22 protein-coding genes are annotated in these 19175 nt (G+C 70.3%); 13 read left to right on the forward strand and 9 right to left on the reverse strand.

What is annotated here, in order from left to right; translation table 11 throughout:
• From N790_RS15515 to asnS, 5 genes are all read right to left on the reverse strand, one after another.
• A partial coding sequence (locus tag N790_RS15515; protein ID WP_156969945.1) for an SDR family NAD(P)-dependent oxidoreductase occupies positions 1-152 on the reverse strand: 152 nt, incomplete at its 3' end.
• 4 nt (positions 153-156) lie between these two features.
• Entirely contained in the window at positions 157-792 is a 636-nt protein-coding gene (locus tag N790_RS05180) for an FMN-binding negative transcriptional regulator (protein WP_043801668.1), read from the reverse strand.
• Between the two features lie 2 nt (positions 793-794).
• Positions 795-1124 (reverse strand): hypothetical protein, encoded by a 330-nt coding sequence (locus N790_RS05185; RefSeq protein WP_043801670.1) that lies wholly within the window; start codon positions 1122-1124, stop codon positions 795-797.
• Positions 1125-1134: 10 nt separating this feature from the next.
• Positions 1135-1431 (reverse strand): hypothetical protein, encoded by a 297-nt coding sequence (locus tag N790_RS05190; RefSeq protein WP_043801673.1) that lies wholly within the window; start codon positions 1429-1431, stop codon positions 1135-1137.
• Between the two features lie 7 nt (positions 1432-1438).
• Positions 1439-2839 carry an asparagine--tRNA ligase gene (gene asnS, locus N790_RS05195; RefSeq protein ID WP_043801674.1) on the reverse strand — a complete coding sequence of 467 codons (1401 nt, stop codon included), beginning with the start codon at positions 2837-2839 and terminating at the stop codon, positions 1439-1441.
• A gap of 123 nt (positions 2840-2962) precedes the next feature.
• Here asnS and N790_RS05200 point away from each other — a divergent pair, with 123 nt between their 5' ends.
• The 12 genes from N790_RS05200 (at position 2963) to msrA (ending at position 13916) form a co-directional block, all read left to right on the forward strand.
• Positions 2963-3304, forward strand: coding sequence for a HesB/IscA family protein (locus N790_RS05200; RefSeq protein WP_043801676.1), 342 nt, complete (start codon positions 2963-2965; stop codon positions 3302-3304).
• A 151-nt stretch (positions 3305-3455) separates the two neighbouring features.
• Positions 3456-3848, forward strand: coding sequence for a 30S ribosomal protein S6 (gene rpsF / locus N790_RS05205; RefSeq protein WP_043801678.1), 393 nt, complete (start codon positions 3456-3458; stop codon positions 3846-3848).
• A 21-nt stretch (positions 3849-3869) separates the two neighbouring features.
• On the forward strand, positions 3870-4100 hold the full coding sequence (gene rpsR / locus N790_RS05210) for a 30S ribosomal protein S18 (protein WP_026816203.1): 231 nt from the start codon (positions 3870-3872) through the stop codon (positions 4098-4100).
• A gap of 61 nt (positions 4101-4161) precedes the next feature.
• Positions 4162-4611: a 50S ribosomal protein L9 gene (gene rplI, locus N790_RS05215; protein WP_043801680.1), complete on the forward strand. Its 450-nt coding sequence runs from the start codon at positions 4162-4164 to the stop codon at positions 4609-4611.
• A 133-nt stretch (positions 4612-4744) separates the two neighbouring features.
• Complete coding sequence (locus N790_RS15170; RefSeq protein WP_052385704.1) at positions 4745-5167, forward strand: hypothetical protein; 423 nt, start codon at positions 4745-4747, stop codon at positions 5165-5167.
• Positions 5168-5363: 196 nt separating this feature from the next.
• A complete protein-coding gene (locus N790_RS05225) occupies positions 5364-6752 on the forward strand; it encodes a replicative DNA helicase (RefSeq protein WP_043801682.1) in 1389 nt (462 codons plus the stop codon).
• A gap of 29 nt (positions 6753-6781) precedes the next feature.
• On the forward strand, positions 6782-7909 hold the full coding sequence (gene alr, locus N790_RS05230; RefSeq protein ID WP_043801684.1) for an alanine racemase: 1128 nt from the start codon (positions 6782-6784) through the stop codon (positions 7907-7909).
• A gap of 50 nt (positions 7910-7959) precedes the next feature.
• Positions 7960-9531, forward strand: a complete 1572-nt coding sequence (locus N790_RS05235) for a cryptochrome/photolyase family protein (protein WP_043801686.1) — start codon at positions 7960-7962, stop codon at positions 9529-9531.
• A 34-nt stretch (positions 9532-9565) separates the two neighbouring features.
• Entirely contained in the window at positions 9566-10306 is a 741-nt protein-coding gene (locus N790_RS05240) for an SDR family NAD(P)-dependent oxidoreductase (RefSeq protein WP_043801688.1), read from the forward strand.
• Position 10307: 1 nt separating this feature from the next.
• Positions 10308-11756, forward strand: coding sequence for a cryptochrome/photolyase family protein (locus N790_RS05245; RefSeq protein ID WP_043801690.1), 1449 nt, complete (start codon positions 10308-10310; stop codon positions 11754-11756).
• A 49-nt stretch (positions 11757-11805) separates the two neighbouring features.
• A complete protein-coding gene (locus N790_RS05250; protein WP_043801692.1) occupies positions 11806-13266 on the forward strand; it encodes a WS/DGAT/MGAT family O-acyltransferase in 1461 nt (486 codons plus the stop codon).
• A gap of 14 nt (positions 13267-13280) precedes the next feature.
• Positions 13281-13916, forward strand: a complete 636-nt coding sequence (msrA, locus tag N790_RS05255) for a peptide-methionine (S)-S-oxide reductase MsrA (protein ID WP_043801694.1) — start codon at positions 13281-13283, stop codon at positions 13914-13916.
• Between the two features lie 30 nt (positions 13917-13946).
• Here the strand turns inward: msrA and N790_RS15175 are convergent, their stop codons facing one another.
• From N790_RS15175 to aptA, 4 genes are read right to left on the reverse strand one after another with little or no spacing between them, the layout of a single operon-like run.
• Positions 13947-14453, reverse strand: coding sequence for a YqhG/Tai3 family protein (locus tag N790_RS15175; protein ID WP_052385705.1), 507 nt, complete (start codon positions 14451-14453; stop codon positions 13947-13949).
• A 32-nt stretch (positions 14454-14485) separates the two neighbouring features.
• Positions 14486-15988, reverse strand: a complete 1503-nt coding sequence (locus tag N790_RS05265; RefSeq protein ID WP_043801696.1) for a CoA-acylating methylmalonate-semialdehyde dehydrogenase — start codon at positions 15986-15988, stop codon at positions 14486-14488.
• 3 nt (positions 15989-15991) lie between these two features.
• Positions 15992-17107, reverse strand: a complete 1116-nt coding sequence (gene ald / locus N790_RS05270; protein ID WP_043801699.1) for an alanine dehydrogenase — start codon at positions 17105-17107, stop codon at positions 15992-15994.
• A gap of 51 nt (positions 17108-17158) precedes the next feature.
• The gene (gene aptA, locus N790_RS05275) at positions 17159-18520 is read right to left on the reverse strand and encodes an omega-aminotransferase AptA (protein WP_043801700.1); all 1362 of its coding nucleotides are present in this window, start codon (positions 18518-18520) and stop codon (positions 17159-17161) included.
• 105 nt (positions 18521-18625) lie between these two features.
• On the opposite strand from aptA, the gene N790_RS05280 reads away from it, so the two are divergent.
• A complete protein-coding gene (locus tag N790_RS05280) occupies positions 18626-19171 on the forward strand; it encodes a cupin domain-containing protein (RefSeq protein ID WP_043801703.1) in 546 nt (181 codons plus the stop codon).
• Positions 19172-19175: the final 4 nt, after the last annotated feature.

A 19175-nucleotide genomic window follows, 5' to 3' on the forward strand; every position in this document is an offset into this window, starting at 1 on the left:
AGCGCCGCGGCCACGTCGGCCAGGCGGCCGGCGCGGCGCGCCAGCACGGTCACGTCGGCGCCCATCGCGGCCAGCGCTTCGGCGGCGGCCAGGCCGATGCCTTCGGAGCCGCCGCACACCAGCGCGTGCTTGCCTTGCAGTTCGTAAGCCATGCGGTCAGTTCCCCGGTTCCCGCCGCGCGAGGCGGTCGAGCATCAGCGCGGCGACCTCGCGGTCGCCCTCGCGCGTGCTGGCGGCCAGCGCGGCCGCGACGCCCCGCACGTTGGCGGCGGGGTGGTTCTGGTTGAGCTTGAACTTCAGGTCCACCTGCTCCACCCGCAGCCGGAAACCGACGATGCCGCGCAGCTGGGACACGTGCGCCGGGTTTTCGGGCTCGTAGCGCCAGTCGCTGCCGATGGCGTCTTCGTGGCGCTGGCTCAGGTCGGCCACCACGGCGGCCAGGAACCCGGGGTCCTCGTGGATTTCCAGACGGCCGCGCAGGTGGGCGACGGCGTAGTTCCAGGTCGGGACGCGGTTGTTTTCCCGCTTGTCCGGGTACCAGCCCGGCGAAACGTAGGCCTGCGGGCCGTGCACGATCACCAGCGCGTTGCCGCCGTGCCGCCACTGCGGGTTGGCGCGCGACCAGTGGCCGCGCAGCTCCACGGCGTCGCCGTCGCGGGCGTAAAGCACCGGCAGCGGGGTGGCGAAAGGCTGCTGGCCGTCGAAGGTGACCAGGGTGGCGAAGGCGTCGCGGGCCAGCAGCCAGTCCAGCGCGGCGAGGTCGGTTTCGGCGAACGCGCCCGGGCGGTACATGCTCAGTCGCGGCCGGTGAGCGGGTTCTTGAGCGGCTGGATCATGCGCTCGCGCAGGTCCTCGTCGTCCTCGCCGCGCGGCGGCTCCAGCTCCTCGAGGTCCAGGCCCCAGGCCTCGGCGTCGTCGGCGTCCATGCCGTCGAGGGCGCGGAACTCGGCGTCCATCAGCGCGGCGCGCGCCACGTCCTCGCTTTCATAGACGTTGATCCGGCCGTCGCAGTCGAAGACCTCGGCCACGCCGCTGTCGAGCACGCGCAGGCGCGACCAGACCAGCATGCGGGGCAGGGCGGCCAGCCACCATTGGTCGTTGTCGTGCGGGGTTTCGTCGCTCATGGTCGTGTCCTCATTGCAGGCCGATCAGCACCAGCAGGCCGGCGGTGCCGACCAGGGTGAGCCAGCCGCTGCCGGCGGTGATGCCGCCGAAGAAATTCAGTGAAGGGTCGCGGGCCGCGCGGTGCTTCCAGCGCATCAGCCACCAGCTGTAGCCCCAGCCGCCGTCCTCGGTGCCCGGCGCGAAGGCGATGCCCTTGTCGAGCTGGTGCCGGAAGGCCAGGACCCGGAAGCCGAAATGGGCCGGCCCGGCCGAACCGGCCAGGCCCAGGAACAGGAAGATCAGCAGTGAACCGGCGCCCGTCTCCATGGCCGGTTCAGAACGTCGCCAGGCCCGGCGCGCGCGGGTAGGGGATGGCGTCGCGGATGTTGGCCAGGCCGCAGGTGTAGACCACCAGGCGCTCGAAGCCCAGGCCGAAGCCGGCGTGCGGCACGGTGCCGTAGCGGCGGAAGTCGCGGTACCACTGGTAGTGGGCCGGGTCGAGGCCGAACTGCGCCATGCGCCGGTCCAGCACGTCCAGGCGCTCCTCGCGCTGGCTGCCGCCGATGATCTCGCCGATGCCCGGGGCCAGCACGTCCATCGCGGCCACGGTGCGGCCGTCGTCGTTGAGGCGCATGTAGAAGGCCTTGATCTGCTCGGGGTAGTTCATCACCACCACCGGGCGGCCGACGTGCACCTCGGTGAGCCAGCGCTCGTGTTCGGTCTGCAGGTCCAGGCCCCATTCGACCGGGTAGTCGAACTTGTGGCCGGAGTTCTGCAGCAGCGACACCGCCTCGGTGTAGTCGATGCGCTCGAACGGCGCGTCGATGAAGGCCTGCAGGCGGGTGATGGCGTCCTTCTGCACGCGTTCGGCGATGAAGGCCATGTCGTCGCCGCGCTCCTCGAGCACCGCCTTGAACAGGTACTTCAGGAAGGCTTCGGCCAGGTTGGCGTCGTCGTTGAGGTCGGCGAAGGCGATCTCCGGCTCGATCATCCAGAACTCGGCCAGGTGGCGGGTGGTGTGCGAGTTCTCGGCGCGGAAGGTCGGGCCGAAGGTGTAGACCTTGCTCAGCGCCAGGCAGTAGGCCTCGACGTTGAGCTGGCCGGAGACGGTGAGGAAGGTTTCCTTGCCGAAGAAGTCCTTGGAGAAATCCACCTCGCCCTTGCCGGTGCGCGGCAGGTTGGCCATGTCCAGCGTGGAGACGCGGAACATCTGGCCCGCGCCCTCGGCGTCGGAGGTGGTGATGATGGGCGTGCTGATCCAGTAGAAGCCCTGCTCGTGGAAGAAGCGGTGCACGGCCTGGGCCAGGCAGTGGCGGATGCGGGTGACCGCGCCGAACAGGTTGGTGCGCGGGCGCAGGTGGGCCACTTCGCGCAGGAACTCCAGCGAATGCGCCTTGGGCTGGATCGGGTAGGTTTCCGGGTCGTCCACCCAGCCGCTCACTTCGATGGCCGTGGCCTGCAGCTCGAAGCCCTGGCCCTGGCCCTGCGAGGGCACGAGGGTGCCGGTGGCGATGACCGCGCAGCCGGCGGTGAGTCGCTTGACCTCGTCCTCGTAGTTCGCCAGGTCGGCCGGGGCGACGACCTGGATCGGGGCGAAGCAGGAGCCGTCGCTGACGTTGACGAAGCTCAGCCCGGCCTTGGAGTCGCGCCGGGTGCGCACCCAGCCGCGGACCGTGACTTCCTTGCCCGGGGCCACCGAGCCCGAGAGCGCCTGCTGCACGCTGACCACTGCCATGCCTTGAATCCCTGCCCGGACGGGCCAATCTGGTGAAGACGGCAAGGATACCCGCAGGCGCGCGTCCGCGCAGCGCCGATATACTGTCCTCCCGCCAGCCCCCGATTAAGCACGGACCCCGCCATGGCCATCACGCTCACCCCCGCCGCCGCCGACCGCATCCGCAGCTACCTGGCCGAGACGCCGGGCGGCATCGGCCTGCGCTTCGGGGTGCGCAAGTCCGGCTGCACCGGCTTCGCCTACGTCGTGGATATCGCCACCGCCCCGGGCCCGGACGACACGGTCTTCGAGACCGACGGCGTCGCGGTGCGGGTGGACGCGGCCAGCCTGCCCCAGGTGGACGGCACCGAGATCGACTTCGTCAGCCAGGGCCTGAACCAGCAGTTCGTGTTCCGGAACCCCAACGTCGAGGACGCCTGCGGCTGCGGCGAGTCCTTCTCCACCAAGGCCGACCGCGCCGCCTGAGCCGGTTTCCCGCCCCCAAGTGCCTGACTTGCGTGGAAAAGCCGGTTCGGGGCATAATTGCCGGCTCCCGATCCCCGGGAGACCTTGCTCCACGGCCTCGCGCCGGGGGCTGCCAGGCCGAATAAGCGGCCGCATCCACAAGGAAAATCCAATGCGTCACTATGAAATCGTGTTCATGGTCCATCCGGACCAGAGCGAGCAGGTGCCGGCCATGGTCGAGCGCTACAAGGCGCTGATCGAAGGCGACAACGGCAAGATCCACCGTCTCGAGGACTGGGGCCGCCGCCAGCTGGCCTACGCCATCGACAACCTCGTCAAGGCCCACTACGTGCTCATGAACATCGAGTGCGGCAAGGCCGTGCTGACCGAGCTCGTCGACGGCTTCCGCTTCAACGACGCGGTCCTGCGCCACATGGTCATCGCCCGCGAAGAGGCCGTCACCGAGCAGTCCCTGATCATGAAGAGCAAGGACGAGAAGGGCGAGCGCCGCCCGCGCCGCGACGATGACGAGAACGCGATCGGCACCGACGCCGACGCCGCCTGAGCCCGGGACTAGGAGACCGACATGAGCAAGTTTTTCCGCCGCCGCAAGTTCTGCAAGTTCACGGCCGAGGGCGTCAAGGAGATCGACTACAAGGATCTCAACACCCTGCGCCAGTACCTGACCGAGAACGGCAAGATCGTCCCGAGCCGCATCACCGGCACCAAGTCGAAGTACCAGCGCCAGCTGCAGACCGCGATCAAGCGCGCCCGCGAACTGGCCTTGATCCCGTACACCGACAACCACCAGAACTGATCCTGACGGACAGCCACAGTTGCGGGGCCGCGCGCCCCGCTAACGTTACGGAGTAAATGAAATGGAACTGATCCTCCTGCAGAAGGTCGTCAACCTCGGCGGCCTGGGCGACAAGGTCAAGGTCAAGCCGGGCTACGGCCGCAACTTCCTGATCCCCTACGGCAAGGCCGTGCCGGCCACCGCCGACAACGTGGCCGCGTTCGAAGCCAAGCGCGCCGAGTACGAAGCCAAGGCCAGCGCCGTGCACGCCGAAGCCGAAGCCCGCAAGGCCAAGCTCGAAGGCGCCACCGTGACCATCGCCGCCAATGCCTCCACCGAAGGCAAGCTGTTCGGTTCGGTCGGCCCGCGCGACATCGCCGAGGCCTTCACCGCCGCCGGCTTCCCGCTCGAGAAGAACGAGGTGGTGATGGGCGAAGGCCCGCTGCGCCGCACCGGCGAATTCGAGATCGAGGTTCGCCTGCACGCCGACGTCCACACCAGCGTCAAGGTGCTGGTCGAAGCCGAAGCCTGATCGCCCCCGCGACCGGGTTTCCCGCGAAGGCCGCCGCAAGGCGGCCTTCGTGTTTCCGGGACCCGGGATGGCCGAGCGCGTGGTCGCGGGGCGTTGTTGTCCTTGTGGCATCCCGCCACACAGGAGAACGGCCATGAAACCACTTGCCCGCCTGCTGGTCGCGCTCGCCCTGGGTGCGGCCGTCGCCACCGCCGCCGCGTCCACCGCCGTGCGCAAGCCGGCCACGGCGCCCGCCGCCACCCAGGGCGTGGAGCCGGACGAGATCGACGCCCGCCAACGCGCCGAAACCCCGGCGCCGCGCCCGGCCCGGGCGGTCCCGGCCACGCGCAAGCCACCCGCCACGACGGTTCCGACCCCGGGCAAGTTCGCGCCGGCCACCGACCCGAACGGCAACCCGCAGGCCTACGAGACCGCCGACTGCAGCACCGAGACCAAGTCCATCACCTGCTGCACCGACAACGGCGAGGGCGGCAGCTGCAACCTGTTCATCCTGCTTTGCGAGGAGCAGGGCGGCACCGGCAAGGGCGGCGCCGGCGACGCGATCTGCGTGCACTGAGCCCGCCCCGGGCACGCGTGGCACCACGGGGGCGCTGCGGCGCCCCCGTTGTTTCAAGGGGTGGCTGGCGTCTCGCCGGGTGAGATTCCCACCGGTTATACACAGGCTTATGCCTAACGCACGGGGCAGGGGATGGCTACGATGGCCGACCCGAGTCCCATCCACCGGCGCCAGGCGCCCCCAGAACCAGGCGACCATGTCCGCACGCCCCGAATCGCAACGCACCGAAGCCCGCATCGACGCCCTGCGCGTGCCGCCGCAGTCCGTGGAGGCCGAGCAGGCCGTCATCGGCGGCCTGATGCTGGCGCCTGATTCGCTGGACCGCGTCGGCGACTTCCTGACCGAGCACGACTTCTACCGCCGCGACCACCGGCTGATCTACCGCGCCATCCGCGACCTGAGCGAGAAGAACAAACCCTTCGACGCCGTCACCCTGGGCGAGTGGTTCGAGGCCAACGGCCTGTCCGAGCAGATCGGCGGCACCGGTTACCTCATCGAACTGGCCTCCAGCACCCCCTCCGCCGCCAACATCAAGGCCTACGCCGAGATCGTGCGCGAGAAGGCCGTGCTGCGGCAGCTGATCGAGGCCGGCACCGAGATCGTCAACGACGGTTTCCAGCCCGACGGGCGCGACAGCCAGGAAGTGCTGTCGGCCGCCGAGCAGCGCGTGTTCAAGATCGCCGAGCAGGGCCGCCGCGGCCGCGCCGACTTCGTGTCGCTGCGCGACGCCATGAAGGACGCCTTCCAGATCCTGCAGGAACGCTACGAGAACCAGGGCAACGTCACCGGCCTGCCCACCGGCTTCACCGACCTCGACGAAATGACCGCCGGCCTGCAGCCGTCCGACCTGATCATCCTGGCGGCGCGCCCGGCCATGGGCAAGACGACCCTCGCGCTCAACATCGCCGAGTACGGCGCCATCAAGACCAAGAAGGCCGTGGCCGTCTACTCGATGGAAATGTCGTCCTCGCAGCTGGCCTTCCGCCTGATCTCGTCCATTGGTCGCGTCAACGCCACCCGGCTGCGCACCGGCCAGCTCGAGGACGAGGACTGGTCGCGCGTGAACATGGCCATCAAGATGCTCTCGGACGTGAAGGTCTTCATCGACGACACGCCGGCGCTGTCGCCCGACGTGCTGCGCTCCAAGGCCCGCCGCATCAAGCGCGAACACGACCTGGGCCTGATCGTCATCGACTACCTGCAGCTGATGCAGGTGCCGGGCACCGGCGAGAACCGCGCGACGGAAATCTCCGAGATCTCGCGCTCGCTCAAGGCGCTGGCCAAGGAGCTGAACGTGCCGGTGATCGCGCTGTCCCAGCTCAACCGCGGCCTGGAATCGCGCACCGACAAGCGCCCGGTCATGGCCGACCTGCGCGAATCCGGCGCCATCGAGCAGGACGCCGACATCATCATGTTCATCTACCGCGACGAGTACTACCACAAGGACTCGCCCGACAAGGGCCTGGCCGAAGTGATCATCGGCAAGCAGCGCTCCGGCCCCACCGGCACCATCAAGCTCAAGTTCTTCGGCGAATACACCCGCTTCGACAACCTGGCCCGCGACAGCGTCGGCAGCTTCGAGTAAGCCGGCGCGGCGCGGGCTAGAATCCCGGCATGACCGACACCGCGCGTCCCACCCGCATCCGCGTCGACCTGGACGCGCTGAGCCACAACCTGCGCGCCCTGCGGGCCCACGCCGGGGTGCCGGTGATGGGCATCGTCAAGGCCAATGCCTACGGCCACGGCCTGGTGCCGGTGGGCCTGCACCTGCAGGCGCAAGGCGTCGAGCAGCTGGGCGTGGCCTTCCTGGAGGAGGGCATCGCGCTGCGCCAGGCCGGCGTGCACCTGCCGATCCTGGTGATGGGCGGCATCTTCGGGCCGCAGGCGGCGGCGCTGATCGCCCACGACCTCGAGATCACCGTCTCCTCGCTCGACAAGCTGCGCCAGGTCGAGGCGGCGGCCGAGGCCCTGGGTCGCCCCGCCACCGTGCACCTGAAGATCGACACGGGCATGGAGCGCATCGGCGTGCACAGCTACCACGCCGGCCCCTTCATCGAGGCGGCGGTGGCCTCGCGCTGGTGCCGGGTCAAGGGCGTGTACTCGCACCTGGCCTGCGCCGACGAGCCCGATTCGCCCATGACGGCGCGGCAGCTGGAGCGGTTCCTGGACGCCTGCGCGCACTTCGAGCGCATCGGCGCGCCCATGCCGCTGCGGCACCTGGCCAATTCCGGCGGCGTGCTGCATTTCCCGGACACCCACCTGGACATGGTGCGCCCGGGCATCGCGCTTTATGGGGTGCTGCCCGATCCGGCCTCGCGCGCCACGGTGGCGCTGCGGCCGGCGCTGTCGCTGGTCTCGCAGGTGGTGTACTTCAAGGTGGTGCCGGCCGGGCAGCCGGTGAGCTACGGCGCCACTTGGGCGCCCGCCACCGACACCCGCGTGGTCACGGTGCCCATCGGCTATGGCGACGGCTTCCCGCGTGCGCTGTCCTCGCGCGGCGAGGTGCTCATCCGCGGCCAGCGCCACCCCATCGTCGGCCGCATTTGCATGGACCAGTTCATGGTGGACATCGGCCCGGCCGGCACCGCCTACAACGAGGACGAGGTGGTACTCATCGGCCACCAGGGCGGCCGCGGCATCCGCTGCGAAGAGGTGGCCCAGGCGGCGGGCACCATCCCCTACGAAATCCTGGTGGGACTGAACGGCCGCATCCCGCGCGAGTACGTGGGCGGCGTGGGGTAGGCCGGCCGCCTTTGGCGTTTCCTGCACGGCCGCGGCGCCAGACTGCCGCGATGAAAGCCTCCCTGCGCCACCTCGTGCTCGTGCTCGGCGACCAGCTCGACCGCGGCTCGGCCGCGTTCGACGACTTCGACCCGGCCACCGACGCCGTCTGGATGGCCGAGGTGGCGCACGAGGCCACCCAGGTCTGGTCGACCCAGCCGCGCATCGCCGTGTTCCTGGCCGCCATGCGCGCCTTCCGCGACGAACTGCGCGCCCGCGGCTGGACCGTGCACTACCGCGCGCTCGACGAGCACCCGCATCCCACGCTGGAAGCGGCGCTGGCCGCCGACCTGGCGGCGCTGCGCCCGGCCAAAGTGCTGGCGGTGAAGCCCGGGGAATGGCGGCTCGCGCAGTCGCTGCCGGCCATCTGCCGCGAGACCGGCGTGGCCTGGGCGGAACGCCCGGACCGGCATTTCTACTGCGACGCCGACGATTTCGAGGCCTGGGCCGGCAAGCGCCGCGAATTCCGGCTCGAGCTGTTCTACCGCTGGCTGCGCAAGCGCGAAGGCGTGCTGATGGACGGCAAGGAACCGGTCGGCGGCCAGTGGAACTTCGACGCCGCCAACCGCGGCAGCTTCGACCGCCGCGGCCCGGGCCTGCTGCCGGCGCCGCGCGCCTTCCCGCCGGACGAACGCACCCGCGGGGTGCTCGCGCTCGTGGCCACGCGCTTCGCCAGCCACCCCGGCCGCCTCGACGGCTTCGACTGGCCGCTGGATCCCGCCCAGGCCCGCGCCGCGCTCGATGACTTCATCCGCCACCGCCTGCCGCTGTTTGGCCGCTACCAGGACGCGATGTGGGAGGGCGAACCCTGGCTCTACCATTCGCGCCTCTCGGTCGCGCTGAACCTCAAGCTGCTCGATCCGCGCGAGGTGGTGCAGGCCGCGGTGCGCGCGTGGGAACAGGGCCACGCGCCCATCGAGGCCGTGGAAGGCTTCGTGCGCCAGGTGCTGGGCTGGCGCGAGTTCGTGCGCGGCCTGTACTGGAAGCGCATGCCGGGTTTCCTGGACGACAACGCGCTGGGCGCCGAAGAACCGCTGCCCGCCTTCTTCTGGACCGGCGACACCGACCTGGCCTGCCTGCGCGACGCGCTGCGGCAGACGCTGGACCTGGGGTATGCCCACCACATCCAGCGGCTGATGGTGCTGGGCCTGTTCGCCCTGCTGCTGGGCGTGCGCCCGCGCGCCATCCACGAATGGTTCCTGGCCGTGTACGTGGACGCGGTGGAGTGGGTGGAGCTGCCGAACGTGCTGGGCATGTCGCAGTACGCCGACGGCGGCCGCATGGTCAGCAAGCCCTACGCGGCCTCGGGCAAGTACATCCAGCGCATGTCCAACCACTGCGCCGGCTGCCGCTTCCGGCCCGACGAGGCCACCGGCCCGCGCGCCTGCCCCTACACCACGCTGTACTGGGATTTCCTGGCCCGGCACGAGGCGCGATTCGCCCGCCATCCGCGCACGGCCCTGCAATGGACGCACCTGGGCCGGAAGCCGTCGGAGGAACTGGCCGCCATCCGCCGCCAGGCCACGGAACTGCGGGCCGCGCTGGCCGCCGGTTCACGACCGGAACACGGCCCGAAGCGGTAGGCTGGCGGCCATCCACGGCCACCAGGAACACCCCATGCGCACCTGCCTGATCACCGGCGCCTCCGGCGGCGTCGCCACCGCCCTGGCCGAACTGCTGCGCGCGCGCGGCTGGCGGCTGGCGCTGGTGTCGCGCGACGCCTCGCGCGTGGCTGCGGAGGAGGGCGACCTCGTGATCCAGGCCGACGTCGGCACCGAGGAAGGCGCCGAGGCCGCCCTCGCCGAAGCCAGCGACGCCTTCGGCGCACCGCCCGCCGCCGTGGCGCACTGCGCCGGCGCGGTGCTGGTGGCGCCGATCGGCCGCACCACCGAGGCGCAGTACCGGCAGTGCATGGCCGCCAACCTCGACAGCGCCTTCTTCGTGGCCAAGGCCTACGCGCCGCGCGTGCAGAAATCCGAGCATCCGGGCAGCCTGCTGTTCTTCAGCTCGGTGGCGGCGGGCATCGGCGTGGCGAACCACGCGGCCATCGCCATGGCCAAGGGCGGCGTGGAAGGCCTGGTGCGCGCGCTGGCGGCGGATTTCTCCGCCGCGGGCCTGCGCGTCAATGCCATCGCCCCGGGCCTGATGCACACGCCGGCCACCGCCCGCATGTTGTCCACCGAAGCCTCGGCGCGCGCCATCACCGCGCAGTACCCGCTGGGCCGCCACGGCGAAGCCAACGACGCCGCCTCGCTCGGCGCCTTCCTGCTGTCGGAGGAGGCGGGCTGGGTCACCGGCCAGGTGATCGCGCTCGACGGCGGTTTCCAGGCCGTGCGGCCGCTGGTGCGGGCGGGCTGAGATGGGCCACGCGCTCGTCTGGTTCCGCCGCGACCTGCGACTGGCCGACAACCCGGCCCTGAAGGCCGCGCTCGACGCCGGCCTGGCGCCGGTGCCCGTCTACATCCATGCGCCCGATGAAGAGGCGCCCTGGGCGCCGGGCGCGGCCAGCCACGCCTGGCTGCACCGTTCGCTGCTGGCGCTGGACGCCGACCTGCGCGCGCGCGGCTCCCGGCTCATCATCCGCCAGGGCGACAGCCTGGCCGAGATCGAAAAGCTCATCGCCGAAACCAAGGCCGAGGCGCTGCACTGGAACCGGCTCTACGAACCGGCGTCCATCGCCCGCGACACCCGCATCAAGCAGGGCCTGAAGTCGCGCGGCCTGCACGTGGAAAGCCACAACGCCGCGCTGCTGGTCGAACCCTGGACCGTGCAGACGGGGCAGGGCGAGCCCTACCGCGTGTTCACCCCGTTCTGGAAAAACGCCCGCCAGCGCCTGGACGCCACGATGCCGGCCGGGGCGCCCAGGCGCCTGCCCGAACTGCCGCCGATGCTGGCCGGCCTGGGCGTGGAAGACCTGCGCCTGGAGCCCCAGCGCCCCGAGCCCCGCTGGGACGCGGGTTTCTGGGAGCACTGGGTGCCGGGCGAAGCCGGCGCGCTCGAGCTGCTCGACGCCTTCCTCGACGGCGCTGCCCGCGGCTACAAGGAGCAGCGCAACTTCCCCGACCGCATCGCCACCTCGAAGCTGTCGCCGCACCTGCATTTCGGCGAGATCTCGCCGCGCACCATCGTCGCGCGCGTGCTGGCGCAAGCCTGGCCGGCGGCCGTGCAGCCCGACATCGACCACTTCCTGAGCGAACTGGGCTGGCGCGAATTCAGCCACCACCTGCTGTTCCACTTCCCGCACACGGCGCAGGAGAACATGAACCCGCGCTTCCGGGAGTTCCGCTGGGCGCGCCCCGACGCACGCCTGCTGGCGGCCTGGCAGCGCGGCCGCACCGGCGTGCCCATCGTCGACGCCGGCATGCGCGAACTCTGGCACACCGGCTGGATGCACAACCGCACGCGCATGGTGGTGGCGAGCTTCCTCACCAAGAACCTGCGCTACCACTGGAAACACGGCGCGCAGTGGTTCTGGGACACCCTGGTGGACGCCGACCTGGCCAACAACACCCAGGGCTGGCAGTGGACCGCCGGCACCGGCGCCGACGCCGCGCCGTACTTCCGCATCTTCAACCCGGTGGCGCAGGCCGAGAAGTTCGACGCCGCCGGCAAGTACGTGCGGCGCTGGGTGCCCGAGCTGGCGAAGCTGCCCGACGCGGCGCTGTCGGCGCCCTGGGAACACGCCGACCTGCTGCGCCGGCTGGCGCCGGACTACCCCCCGAAGCCGATCGTGGACCTCAAGGCCAGCCGCGAGGCCGCGCTCGAGGCCTACTCCGGCCCCAAGACCAAGCCGCCCGCCGAGCGTTGACGCCCGCACGGCGCGGCCGGCATCCTGCCCGGGTACCGGGGGAGCACGCATGGCCGAGGCCCGCAAGAAGCACCGCAAGACGCCGATGTCCCGGGTGGACACCGCGTGGCTGCGCATGGAGCGCGCCACCAACCTGATGATGATCACCGGCGTGCTGATGCTCGAGAGCCCGCTCGACATCAAGACCCTGCGCAAGGTCATCGAGCAGAAGTTCCTGTCCTACCCGCGCTTCCGCCAGAAGGCGGTGGACGGCCCCACCGGCGCCTTCTGGCAGGAGGACGCCGACTTCGACCTCGACTGGCACCTGCACCTGACCGCGCTGCCGGGCAAGGGCGGCAAGCGCGAGCTCGAACGCCTGACCAGCCAGCTGGCCTCGACGCCGCTCGACAAGTCCAAGCCGCTCTGGCAGTTCCACCTGGTGGAGCGCTACAACGGCGGCTCGGCGCTGATCGCCCGCATCCACCACTGTTACGCCGACGGCATCGCGCTGGTGCAGGTGCTGCTCTCGCTCACCGAAATGCAGCTCGACGAGAAGCGCAAGGCCGCACTGGCCAAGCGCTGGCTCAGGAAGGAAGAACACGCGCCGGTGGCGCAGCGCGTCGGCGCCATCGACCGCTACGTCAAGCTCGGCAACAAGATGCTCGAGAAGGGCATGGACTTCTACCGCGACCCGACCCTGGCCGCGGTGCTGGCCAACGAAGGCGTCGAGATCGCCCGCGAGATCGGCCATGCGCTGGCGCTGCCCGACGACCCGGACACCGTGCTCAAGGGCCGGTTGGGCGTGAGCAAGCGCGTGGCCTGGGCCGAACCGCTGTCGCTGGCCGAGGTGAAGTCGGTGAGCCAGGCGCTGCACTGCACGGTCAACGACATCCTGCTGGCCTCGGCCAGCGGCGCGCTGCGCAGCTACCTGCTCGAGCGCGGCGAACAGCTCGACGGCATCACCATCCGCGCCACCGTGCCGGTGAACCTGCGGCCGCTGGAGCACGCCAAGCAGTTGGGCAACCACTTCGGCCTGGTGTTCCTGGACCTGCCGGTGGGCGAGCCCAACCCGATGCGCCGGCTGGCGCGCGTGGCCGAGTGCATGAAGGTGCTGCGCAAGTCGCGCCAGGCCGTGGCCACCTTCGGCGCGCTGGCGGCGGTGGGCATGGCGCCGCCGCCGGTGCAGGCGCTGGCGCTGGAAATGTTCAGCCGCAAGGCCTCGGCCGTGGCCACCAACGTGCCCGGGCCGCAGGTGCCGCTGTATTTCGGCGGCAGCAAGATCAGCGACCTGATGTTCTGGGTGCCGCAGACCGGTTCGATCGGCCTGGGCATTTCCATCCTGAGCTACAACGGCGCCGTGCACTTCGGCCTGATCGCCGACGCCAAGCTGATGCCCGACCCGGATTCGGTGATCCGCCGCTTCCAGCCCGAGTTCGAGAAGCTGCTCTACCTCGCGCTGATGGCGCGCTGGGAGGGCGAGTTCGGCCCCGAGGACGCCGAGGCGCTGCTGGAAGAACCGGCGCCCGCCTGAGAGGAAACCCGCGAATGTCTTCCTGCGACCTGCCGGGCCTGGGCCTGCGCGTCCCGGCCACCGAGGTTCCGCCGCCGGCGCTGGCGCTCGCGCCGGGCGAGGACCGGGGCGAAGCGGTGCTGGCCGGCGGCTGCTTCTGGTGCACCGAGGCCGTGTTCCGGCAACTGGCGGGCGTGCGCGAGGTGCTGCCAGGCTACGCCGGCGGGAGCGCCGACACGGCCAACTACAAGGCGGTGTGCGGGGGCGGCACCGGCCACGCCGAGGCCATCCGCATCACCTACGACCCGGCGGTCATTGGCTACGGCCAGCTGCTGCGCGTGTTCATGGCGGTGGCGCACGACCCCACCCAGAAAGACCGCCAGGGCAACGACGTGGGCACGCAGTACCGCTCGGCCATCTTCCCGCTCGACGAGGCCCAGCGCCGTGTCGCCGCCGCCTACCTGGCGCAGTTGGAGGCCGCCGGCGTGTACGCCTCGCCGCTGGCCACCACGCTCGAGCCGCTGGACGTGTTCTTCGTGGCCGAGGCCTACCACCACGATTACGCGGCGAAGAATCCGGGGCAGCCGTACATCCGCTTCGTGTCGCTGCCGAAGGTGGAAAAGCTGGTGCAGGCGTTTCCCGGGATGCTGGGTGGGATGGGCCGCGGCTGAAGCCGCTCCTGCGGGCAGGTGGGCCCGCGGCTACCGGGCCACCGGCGCCGGAAGCGAGGCCCGCAGCGAGCCGTGGTTGCCGAAGTCGAAACCGCCGCGGAAATGGACGTCGTCGATGCGCCAGCGGTCGTCTTCGAGCACCAGGACGTACTCGTCGTGCCAGGCCACGTCCGGGCTGGACGCGGCGTCGACGAAATCCACGCGGATCACGCAGCGCGGCGCCGGGCAGCCACCCGCTGGCATTACCGGCGCATACGCCGTGAACGGCTCGAACAGCACCGAGGTGAACAGCTTGCCTTCGATGTAAGGGGGCTTTTCGCCGGGGTTGTCCCGGACGAAAGCGGCCTGTTCGGCGCGTGCCGATTCGATCGCGGCGTTGAGTGCCGCGCTCAGGTGCGGCGCGATGGCGACGGCCTCCGCGCCCTTGGGCAGCCCGTCCTGGCGACCATGGGCATCGAGGAATTGGCGCAGCCGCAGGATGGCGTTGTCGGCCATCGCCGGCAACGCGGCGGCCAGCAGCGCCGTGGCGAGAAGCATCCTTTTCCAGGGTCGTCCGCGCATCGGCGTGCTCATTTCATGGTGGGCATGACGAACTCGGGGTCGCGCACGCCCCGGGGCCAGCGCGCGGTCATGGTCTTGAGCCGCGTGTAGAAGCGCACGCCGTCGGGGCCATGCATGTGCAGCGGGCCGAACAGGCTGCGTTTCCAGCCGCCGAAGCTGTGGAAGGCCATGGGTACCGGGATGGGCACGTTGATGCCGACCATGCCCGCCTGCACCTGGTGCGCGAACTGCCGCGCGGCGTCGCCGTCGCGGGTGAAGATGGCGGTGCCGTTGCCGTATTCGTGCGCGTTCACCAGCGCCAGCGCCGCGTCGAAATCGGGAACGCGCACCACGCACAGCACCGGCCCGAAGATCTCCTCGCGGTAGATGCGCATGCCCGGCGTCACGTGGTCGAACAGGCAGCCGCCCAGGAAGAAGCCGGCCTCGTGGCCGGGAACGCGCAAGCCGCGGCCGTCCACCACCAGCGTCGCGCCTTCGGCCACGCCGGCGTCCACGTAAGCGCGCACCTTGTCGCGGTGCGCGCCGGTGACCAGCGGGCCCATGTCGGGTTCGCCCTGGCAGCCCGGGCCGACGCGCAGCGCCTCGACCATGGGCTTGAGCCTGGCCACCAGCGCGTCGGCGGTGGCTTCGCCCACGCACACGGCCACCGAGATGGCCATGCAACGCTCGCCGGCCGAACCGAAGCCCGCGCCCAGCAGGGCCGAGGCGGCCTGGTCCAGGTCGGCGTCGGGCAGCACCACCATGTGGTTCTTGGCGCCGCCCAGCGCCTGCACGCGCTTGCCGTTGGCGCTGCCGCGCGCATAGATGTATTCGGCGATGGGCGTGGAGCCGACGAAGCTCACCGCCTGCACGCGCGGGTCGTCGAGCAGGGCGTCCACCGCGGTCTTGTCGCCGTGCACGACGTTGAACACGCCGTCGGGCAGGCCGGCTTCCCTGAGCAGGCGCGCCAGGATCATGGGCGGGCCCGGGTCGCGTTCGCTGGGCTTGAGCACGAAGGTGTTGCCGCAGGCCAGGGCCACCGGGAACATCCACATCGGCACCATGCAGGGGAAGTTGAACGGCGTGATGCCGGCCACCACGCCCAGCGGCGCGTATTCGCTCCACGAGTCCACCTCGCGGCCCACGTCCATCGAGTGTTCGCCCTTGAGCAGCTGCGGGGCGCCGCAGGCGAACTCCACCACCTCGATGCCGCGGGTCAGTTCGCCGCGCGCGTCGGCCAGCACCTTGCCGTGTTCGGCGGTGATGGCGGCGGCGATTTCATCGGCGTGCCGCTCCAGCAGTTCCTTGTACTTGAACAGCACCCGCGCGCGCTGCAGCGGCGGCGTGGCCGCCCAGGCGGGGAAGGCCGCCTGCGCGGCGGCGACCGCGGCCGACACATCGTCGGCCGAGGCCAGGGCCACCTTCGCCTGCACGGCGCCGGTGGCCGGGTCGAACACCTCTCCCCAGCGTCCCGAGCTTCCTTCCTGCGGCTGGCCGTGGATGAAGTGCGGGACGCGGCGGAGGTCGGTCATGGCTCAGCCCTTGAGGGCGGTGGCGGCGGGGACGAAGTCGTAGCCCAGGTCCCTGGCCACGGCTTCGTAGGTGATCTTGCCGGCGTGCACGTTCAGGCCGTTGAGCAGGTGCGGGTCGTCCAGCATCGCCTGCACGCCCTTGTTCGCCAGCTGCACCGCGTAGGGCAGGGTGGCGTTGGTGAGCGCGAAGGTGGAGGTGCGGGCCACGCCGCCCGGCATGTTCGCCACGCAGTAGTGGATGATGCCGTCCACCTCGTAGGTGGGGTTCTGGTGCGTGGTGGCCTTCGAGGTCTCGAAGCAGCCGCCCTGGTCGATGGCCACGTCCACCAGCACCGAGCCCGGCTTCATCAGGCCCAGCTGCTTGCGCGACACCAGCTTCGGCGCGGCGGCGCCCGGGATCAGCACGGCGCCGATCACCAGGTCGGACTGCGGCAGCAGTTCCTCGATGGCGTCGAGGGTTGAGTAGAGCGTGGTGATCTTGTCGCCGTAGAGCTCGTCGAGGTACTTGAGGCGGTCGAGCGAGCGGTCGAGGATGGTGACGCGGGCGTTGAGGCCCATGGCCATGCGGGCGGCGTTGATGCCGACCACGCCGCCGCCGATCACCAGCACTTCCGCCGGCTTCACGCCCGGCACGCCGCCCAGCAGCACGCCGGAGCCGCCCTGGGCCTTCTCCAGCGCGTGCGCGCCGGCCTGGATGGACATGCGGCCAGCCACTTCCGACATCGGCGCCAGCAGCGGCAGGCCGCCCTTGCGGTCGGTGACGGTTTCATAGGCGATGGCGGTGCAGCCCGACTTCACCAGGGCCGCGGTCTGGTCCGGGTCCGGCGCCAGGTGCAGGTAGGTGTACAGGATCTGGCCCGGGCGCAGCATGGCGCACTCGACGGGCTGGGGCTCCTTCACCTTGATGATCATCTCGGCCTTGGCGAAGATCGCCGCGGCGCTGTCGACGATGCTGGCGCCCGCCTTCTCGTACATCTCGTCGGTCAGGCCGATGGCCTTGCCGCCGTCGCGCTGCACCATCACCTGGTGGCCCTGCGCGCACAGTTCGCGGACGCCGGCCGGGGTCAGGCCGATGCGGTATTCGTGGTTCTTGATTTCCTTGGGGACGCCGATAAGCATGGAGCTGCCCTCCCGGGGCGGTACTTTCTGATGGTTTGAGCGGCCGCCCGGTCAGGCGGTGGCGCGTATGGTAGCCGCCAGCCGGTCGAAAATCCGGTCGATGTGCTCCTTGTTCAGGATCAGCGGCGGCGACAGGGCGATCACGTCGCCGGTGCAGCGCACCATCAGGTTCTGCTGGTGGTAGGCCCGGTTGAACACCTCGTAGCCGCGCTGGCCCACGCCCTCGGGCCGGGCGGCCAGCTCAACCGCGCCGATCAGGCCGAAGTTGCGGATGTCCACCACGTTGGGCAGGCCCTTGAGGGCGTGGATGGCGTCTTCCCAGTAGGGGCCGAGTTCGATGGCCTTCTCGAACAGGTCTTCCTCGGCATAGACCTCGAGCGTGGCCAGGGCCGCGGCGCAGGCCAGCGGGTGGCCCGAGTAGGTGTAGCCGTGGAAGAGTTCGATGGCGCCCTCGGGGCCGTGCATGAAGGCGTCGTGGATGGCCTTCGAGGCGAACACCGCGCCCATGGGCACCGCGCCGTTGGTCAGGCCCTTGGCGGTGGTGATCATGTCCGGCGTGACGCCGAAGCGCTGCGCGGCGAAGGCCTTGCCGACGCGGCCGAAGCCGGTGATCACCTCGTCGAAGATCAGCAGGATGCCGTGCTTGTCGCAGATCTCGCGGATGCGCCTGAGGTAGCCCTCGGGCGGCAGCACCACGCCGGCGCTGCCGGAGATGGGCTCGATGATGACCGCGGCGATGGTGCTGGCGTCGTGCAGCTGCACCAGGCGCTCGAGGTCCTCGGCCAGCTCGGCGCCGTGCTGCGGCAGGCCGCGGCTGAAGCCGTTGCGCTGCAGGTCCAGCGTGTGCCGCAGGTGGTCGACGCCCGGCAGCATGGCGCCGAAGAACTTGCGATTGTTGACCATGCCGCCGACCGAGATGCCGCCGAAGCCGACGCCGTGGTAACCCTTCTCGCGGCCGATCAGGCGGGTGCGCTGGCCTTCGCCGCGCACGCGGTGGTAGGCCAGGGCGATCTTGAGCGCGGTGTCCACCGACTCCGAACCGGAATTGGTGAAGAAGACATGCTTGAGCGGGTCCGGCGCGATCTCGGCCAGCCGCTCGGCCAGGATGAAGGGCAGCGGGTGGCCCATCTGGAAGGTGGGCGCGAAATCGAGCGTGGCGGCCTGCTTCTGGATGGCCTGCACGATGCGCGGCCGGGCGTGGCCGGCGTTGACGCACCACAGGCCGCCGGTGCCGTCGAGGATCTCGCGGCCGTCGGTGCTGCGGTAGTACATGCCCTCGGCGCTGGCCAGCAGGCGCGGCGTCTTCTTGAACTGGCGGTTGGCGGTGAACGGCATCCAGAACGCGTCGGTGCGTTCCGGGGTTTCGGTCGCCTGGGCCAGGACGTCGTCGGCGTGCGGATCGGAGGGGCTCATGGCAGGCTCGCGGGGCAGGGCGTGGGGTGCGTGAAACGCTAGCAGCGTTGAATAAACTTTACAATTGGCGTTAAATATTCAGCAACCGCGGCGAGGCATTCGAACTTGGACATCGGCATCCGGCTGCAGGCCGTGCGCAAGAGCAAGGGGCTGAGCCAGCGCGAGCTGGCCAAGCGGGTGGGCGTCACCAACAGCACCATCTCGCTGATCGAGCAGAACAAGGTCAGCCCCTCGGTGAGTTCGCTCAAGAAGGTGCTCGACGGCATCCCGATCTCCCTGGCCGACTTCTTCACCCTCGACCTGGCCGACGGCGGCGACAGCCCCTTCTACCCGGCCGACGAGCAGCCCGACGTGGGCAACAACGAAATCCACTACTTCCTGGTCGGCCAGCACCGGCGCAACCGCCAGATGTGCGTGCTGCGCGAAGTGATGCCGCCCGGCAGCGACACCGGCGAAGCCATGCTCAGCCACGACGGCGAGGAAGGCGGGGTCGTCGTGCAGGGGCAGGTGGAAATCACCGTCGGCGACCAGGTGCGCGTGCTCGGCCCCGGCGAGGCCTATTACTTCGAAAGCCGCCAGCCGCACCGTTTCCGCAACGTCGGCGACGACGACGCCGTGATCGTCAGCGCCAACACCCCGCCCACCTTCTGAGGCC

The sequence above is a fragment of the Arenimonas malthae CC-JY-1 genome (genome assembly GCF_000747075.1).
Lineage (GTDB): Bacteria > Pseudomonadota > Gammaproteobacteria > Xanthomonadales > Xanthomonadaceae > Arenimonas > Arenimonas malthae.

Bases quoted from the DNA above. Each gene is read 5' to 3' on its own strand.
- rplI (WP_043801680.1), top strand. From the start codon at position 4,162: ATGGAACTGATCCTCCTGCAGAAGGTCGTCAACCTCGGCGGCCTGGGC.
- N790_RS05240 (WP_043801688.1), top strand. From the start codon at position 9,566: ATGCGCACCTGCCTGATCACCGGCGCCTCCGGCGGCGTCGCCACCGCC.
- ald (WP_043801699.1), bottom strand. From the start codon at position 17,107: ATGCTTATCGGCGTCCCCAAGGAAATCAAGAACCACGAATACCGCATC.
- asnS (WP_043801674.1), bottom strand. From the start codon at position 2,839: ATGGCAGTGGTCAGCGTGCAGCAGGCGCTCTCGGGCTCGGTGGCCCCG.
- N790_RS05225 (WP_043801682.1), top strand. From the start codon at position 5,364: ATGTCCGCACGCCCCGAATCGCAACGCACCGAAGCCCGCATCGACGCC.
- rpsR (WP_026816203.1), top strand. From the start codon at position 3,870: ATGAGCAAGTTTTTCCGCCGCCGCAAGTTCTGCAAGTTCACGGCCGAG.
- N790_RS05235 (WP_043801686.1), top strand. From the start codon at position 7,960: ATGAAAGCCTCCCTGCGCCACCTCGTGCTCGTGCTCGGCGACCAGCTC.
- N790_RS15175 (WP_052385705.1), bottom strand. From the start codon at position 14,453: ATGCTTCTCGCCACGGCGCTGCTGGCCGCCGCGTTGCCGGCGATGGCC.
- N790_RS05265 (WP_043801696.1), bottom strand. From the start codon at position 15,988: ATGACCGACCTCCGCCGCGTCCCGCACTTCATCCACGGCCAGCCGCAG.
- N790_RS05180 (WP_043801668.1), bottom strand. From the start codon at position 792: ATGTACCGCCCGGGCGCGTTCGCCGAAACCGACCTCGCCGCGCTGGAC.
- N790_RS05190 (WP_043801673.1), bottom strand. From the start codon at position 1,431: ATGGAGACGGGCGCCGGTTCACTGCTGATCTTCCTGTTCCTGGGCCTG.
- N790_RS05245 (WP_043801690.1), top strand. From the start codon at position 10,308: ATGGGCCACGCGCTCGTCTGGTTCCGCCGCGACCTGCGACTGGCCGAC.
- N790_RS05250 (WP_043801692.1), top strand. From the start codon at position 11,806: ATGGCCGAGGCCCGCAAGAAGCACCGCAAGACGCCGATGTCCCGGGTG.
- alr (WP_043801684.1), top strand. From the start codon at position 6,782: ATGACCGACACCGCGCGTCCCACCCGCATCCGCGTCGACCTGGACGCG.
- msrA (WP_043801694.1), top strand. From the start codon at position 13,281: ATGTCTTCCTGCGACCTGCCGGGCCTGGGCCTGCGCGTCCCGGCCACC.
- N790_RS05185 (WP_043801670.1), bottom strand. From the start codon at position 1,124: ATGAGCGACGAAACCCCGCACGACAACGACCAATGGTGGCTGGCCGCC.
- aptA (WP_043801700.1), bottom strand. From the start codon at position 18,520: ATGAGCCCCTCCGATCCGCACGCCGACGACGTCCTGGCCCAGGCGACC.
- rpsF (WP_043801678.1), top strand. From the start codon at position 3,456: ATGCGTCACTATGAAATCGTGTTCATGGTCCATCCGGACCAGAGCGAG.
- N790_RS15170 (WP_052385704.1), top strand. From the start codon at position 4,745: ATGAAACCACTTGCCCGCCTGCTGGTCGCGCTCGCCCTGGGTGCGGCC.
- N790_RS05200 (WP_043801676.1), top strand. From the start codon at position 2,963: ATGGCCATCACGCTCACCCCCGCCGCCGCCGACCGCATCCGCAGCTAC.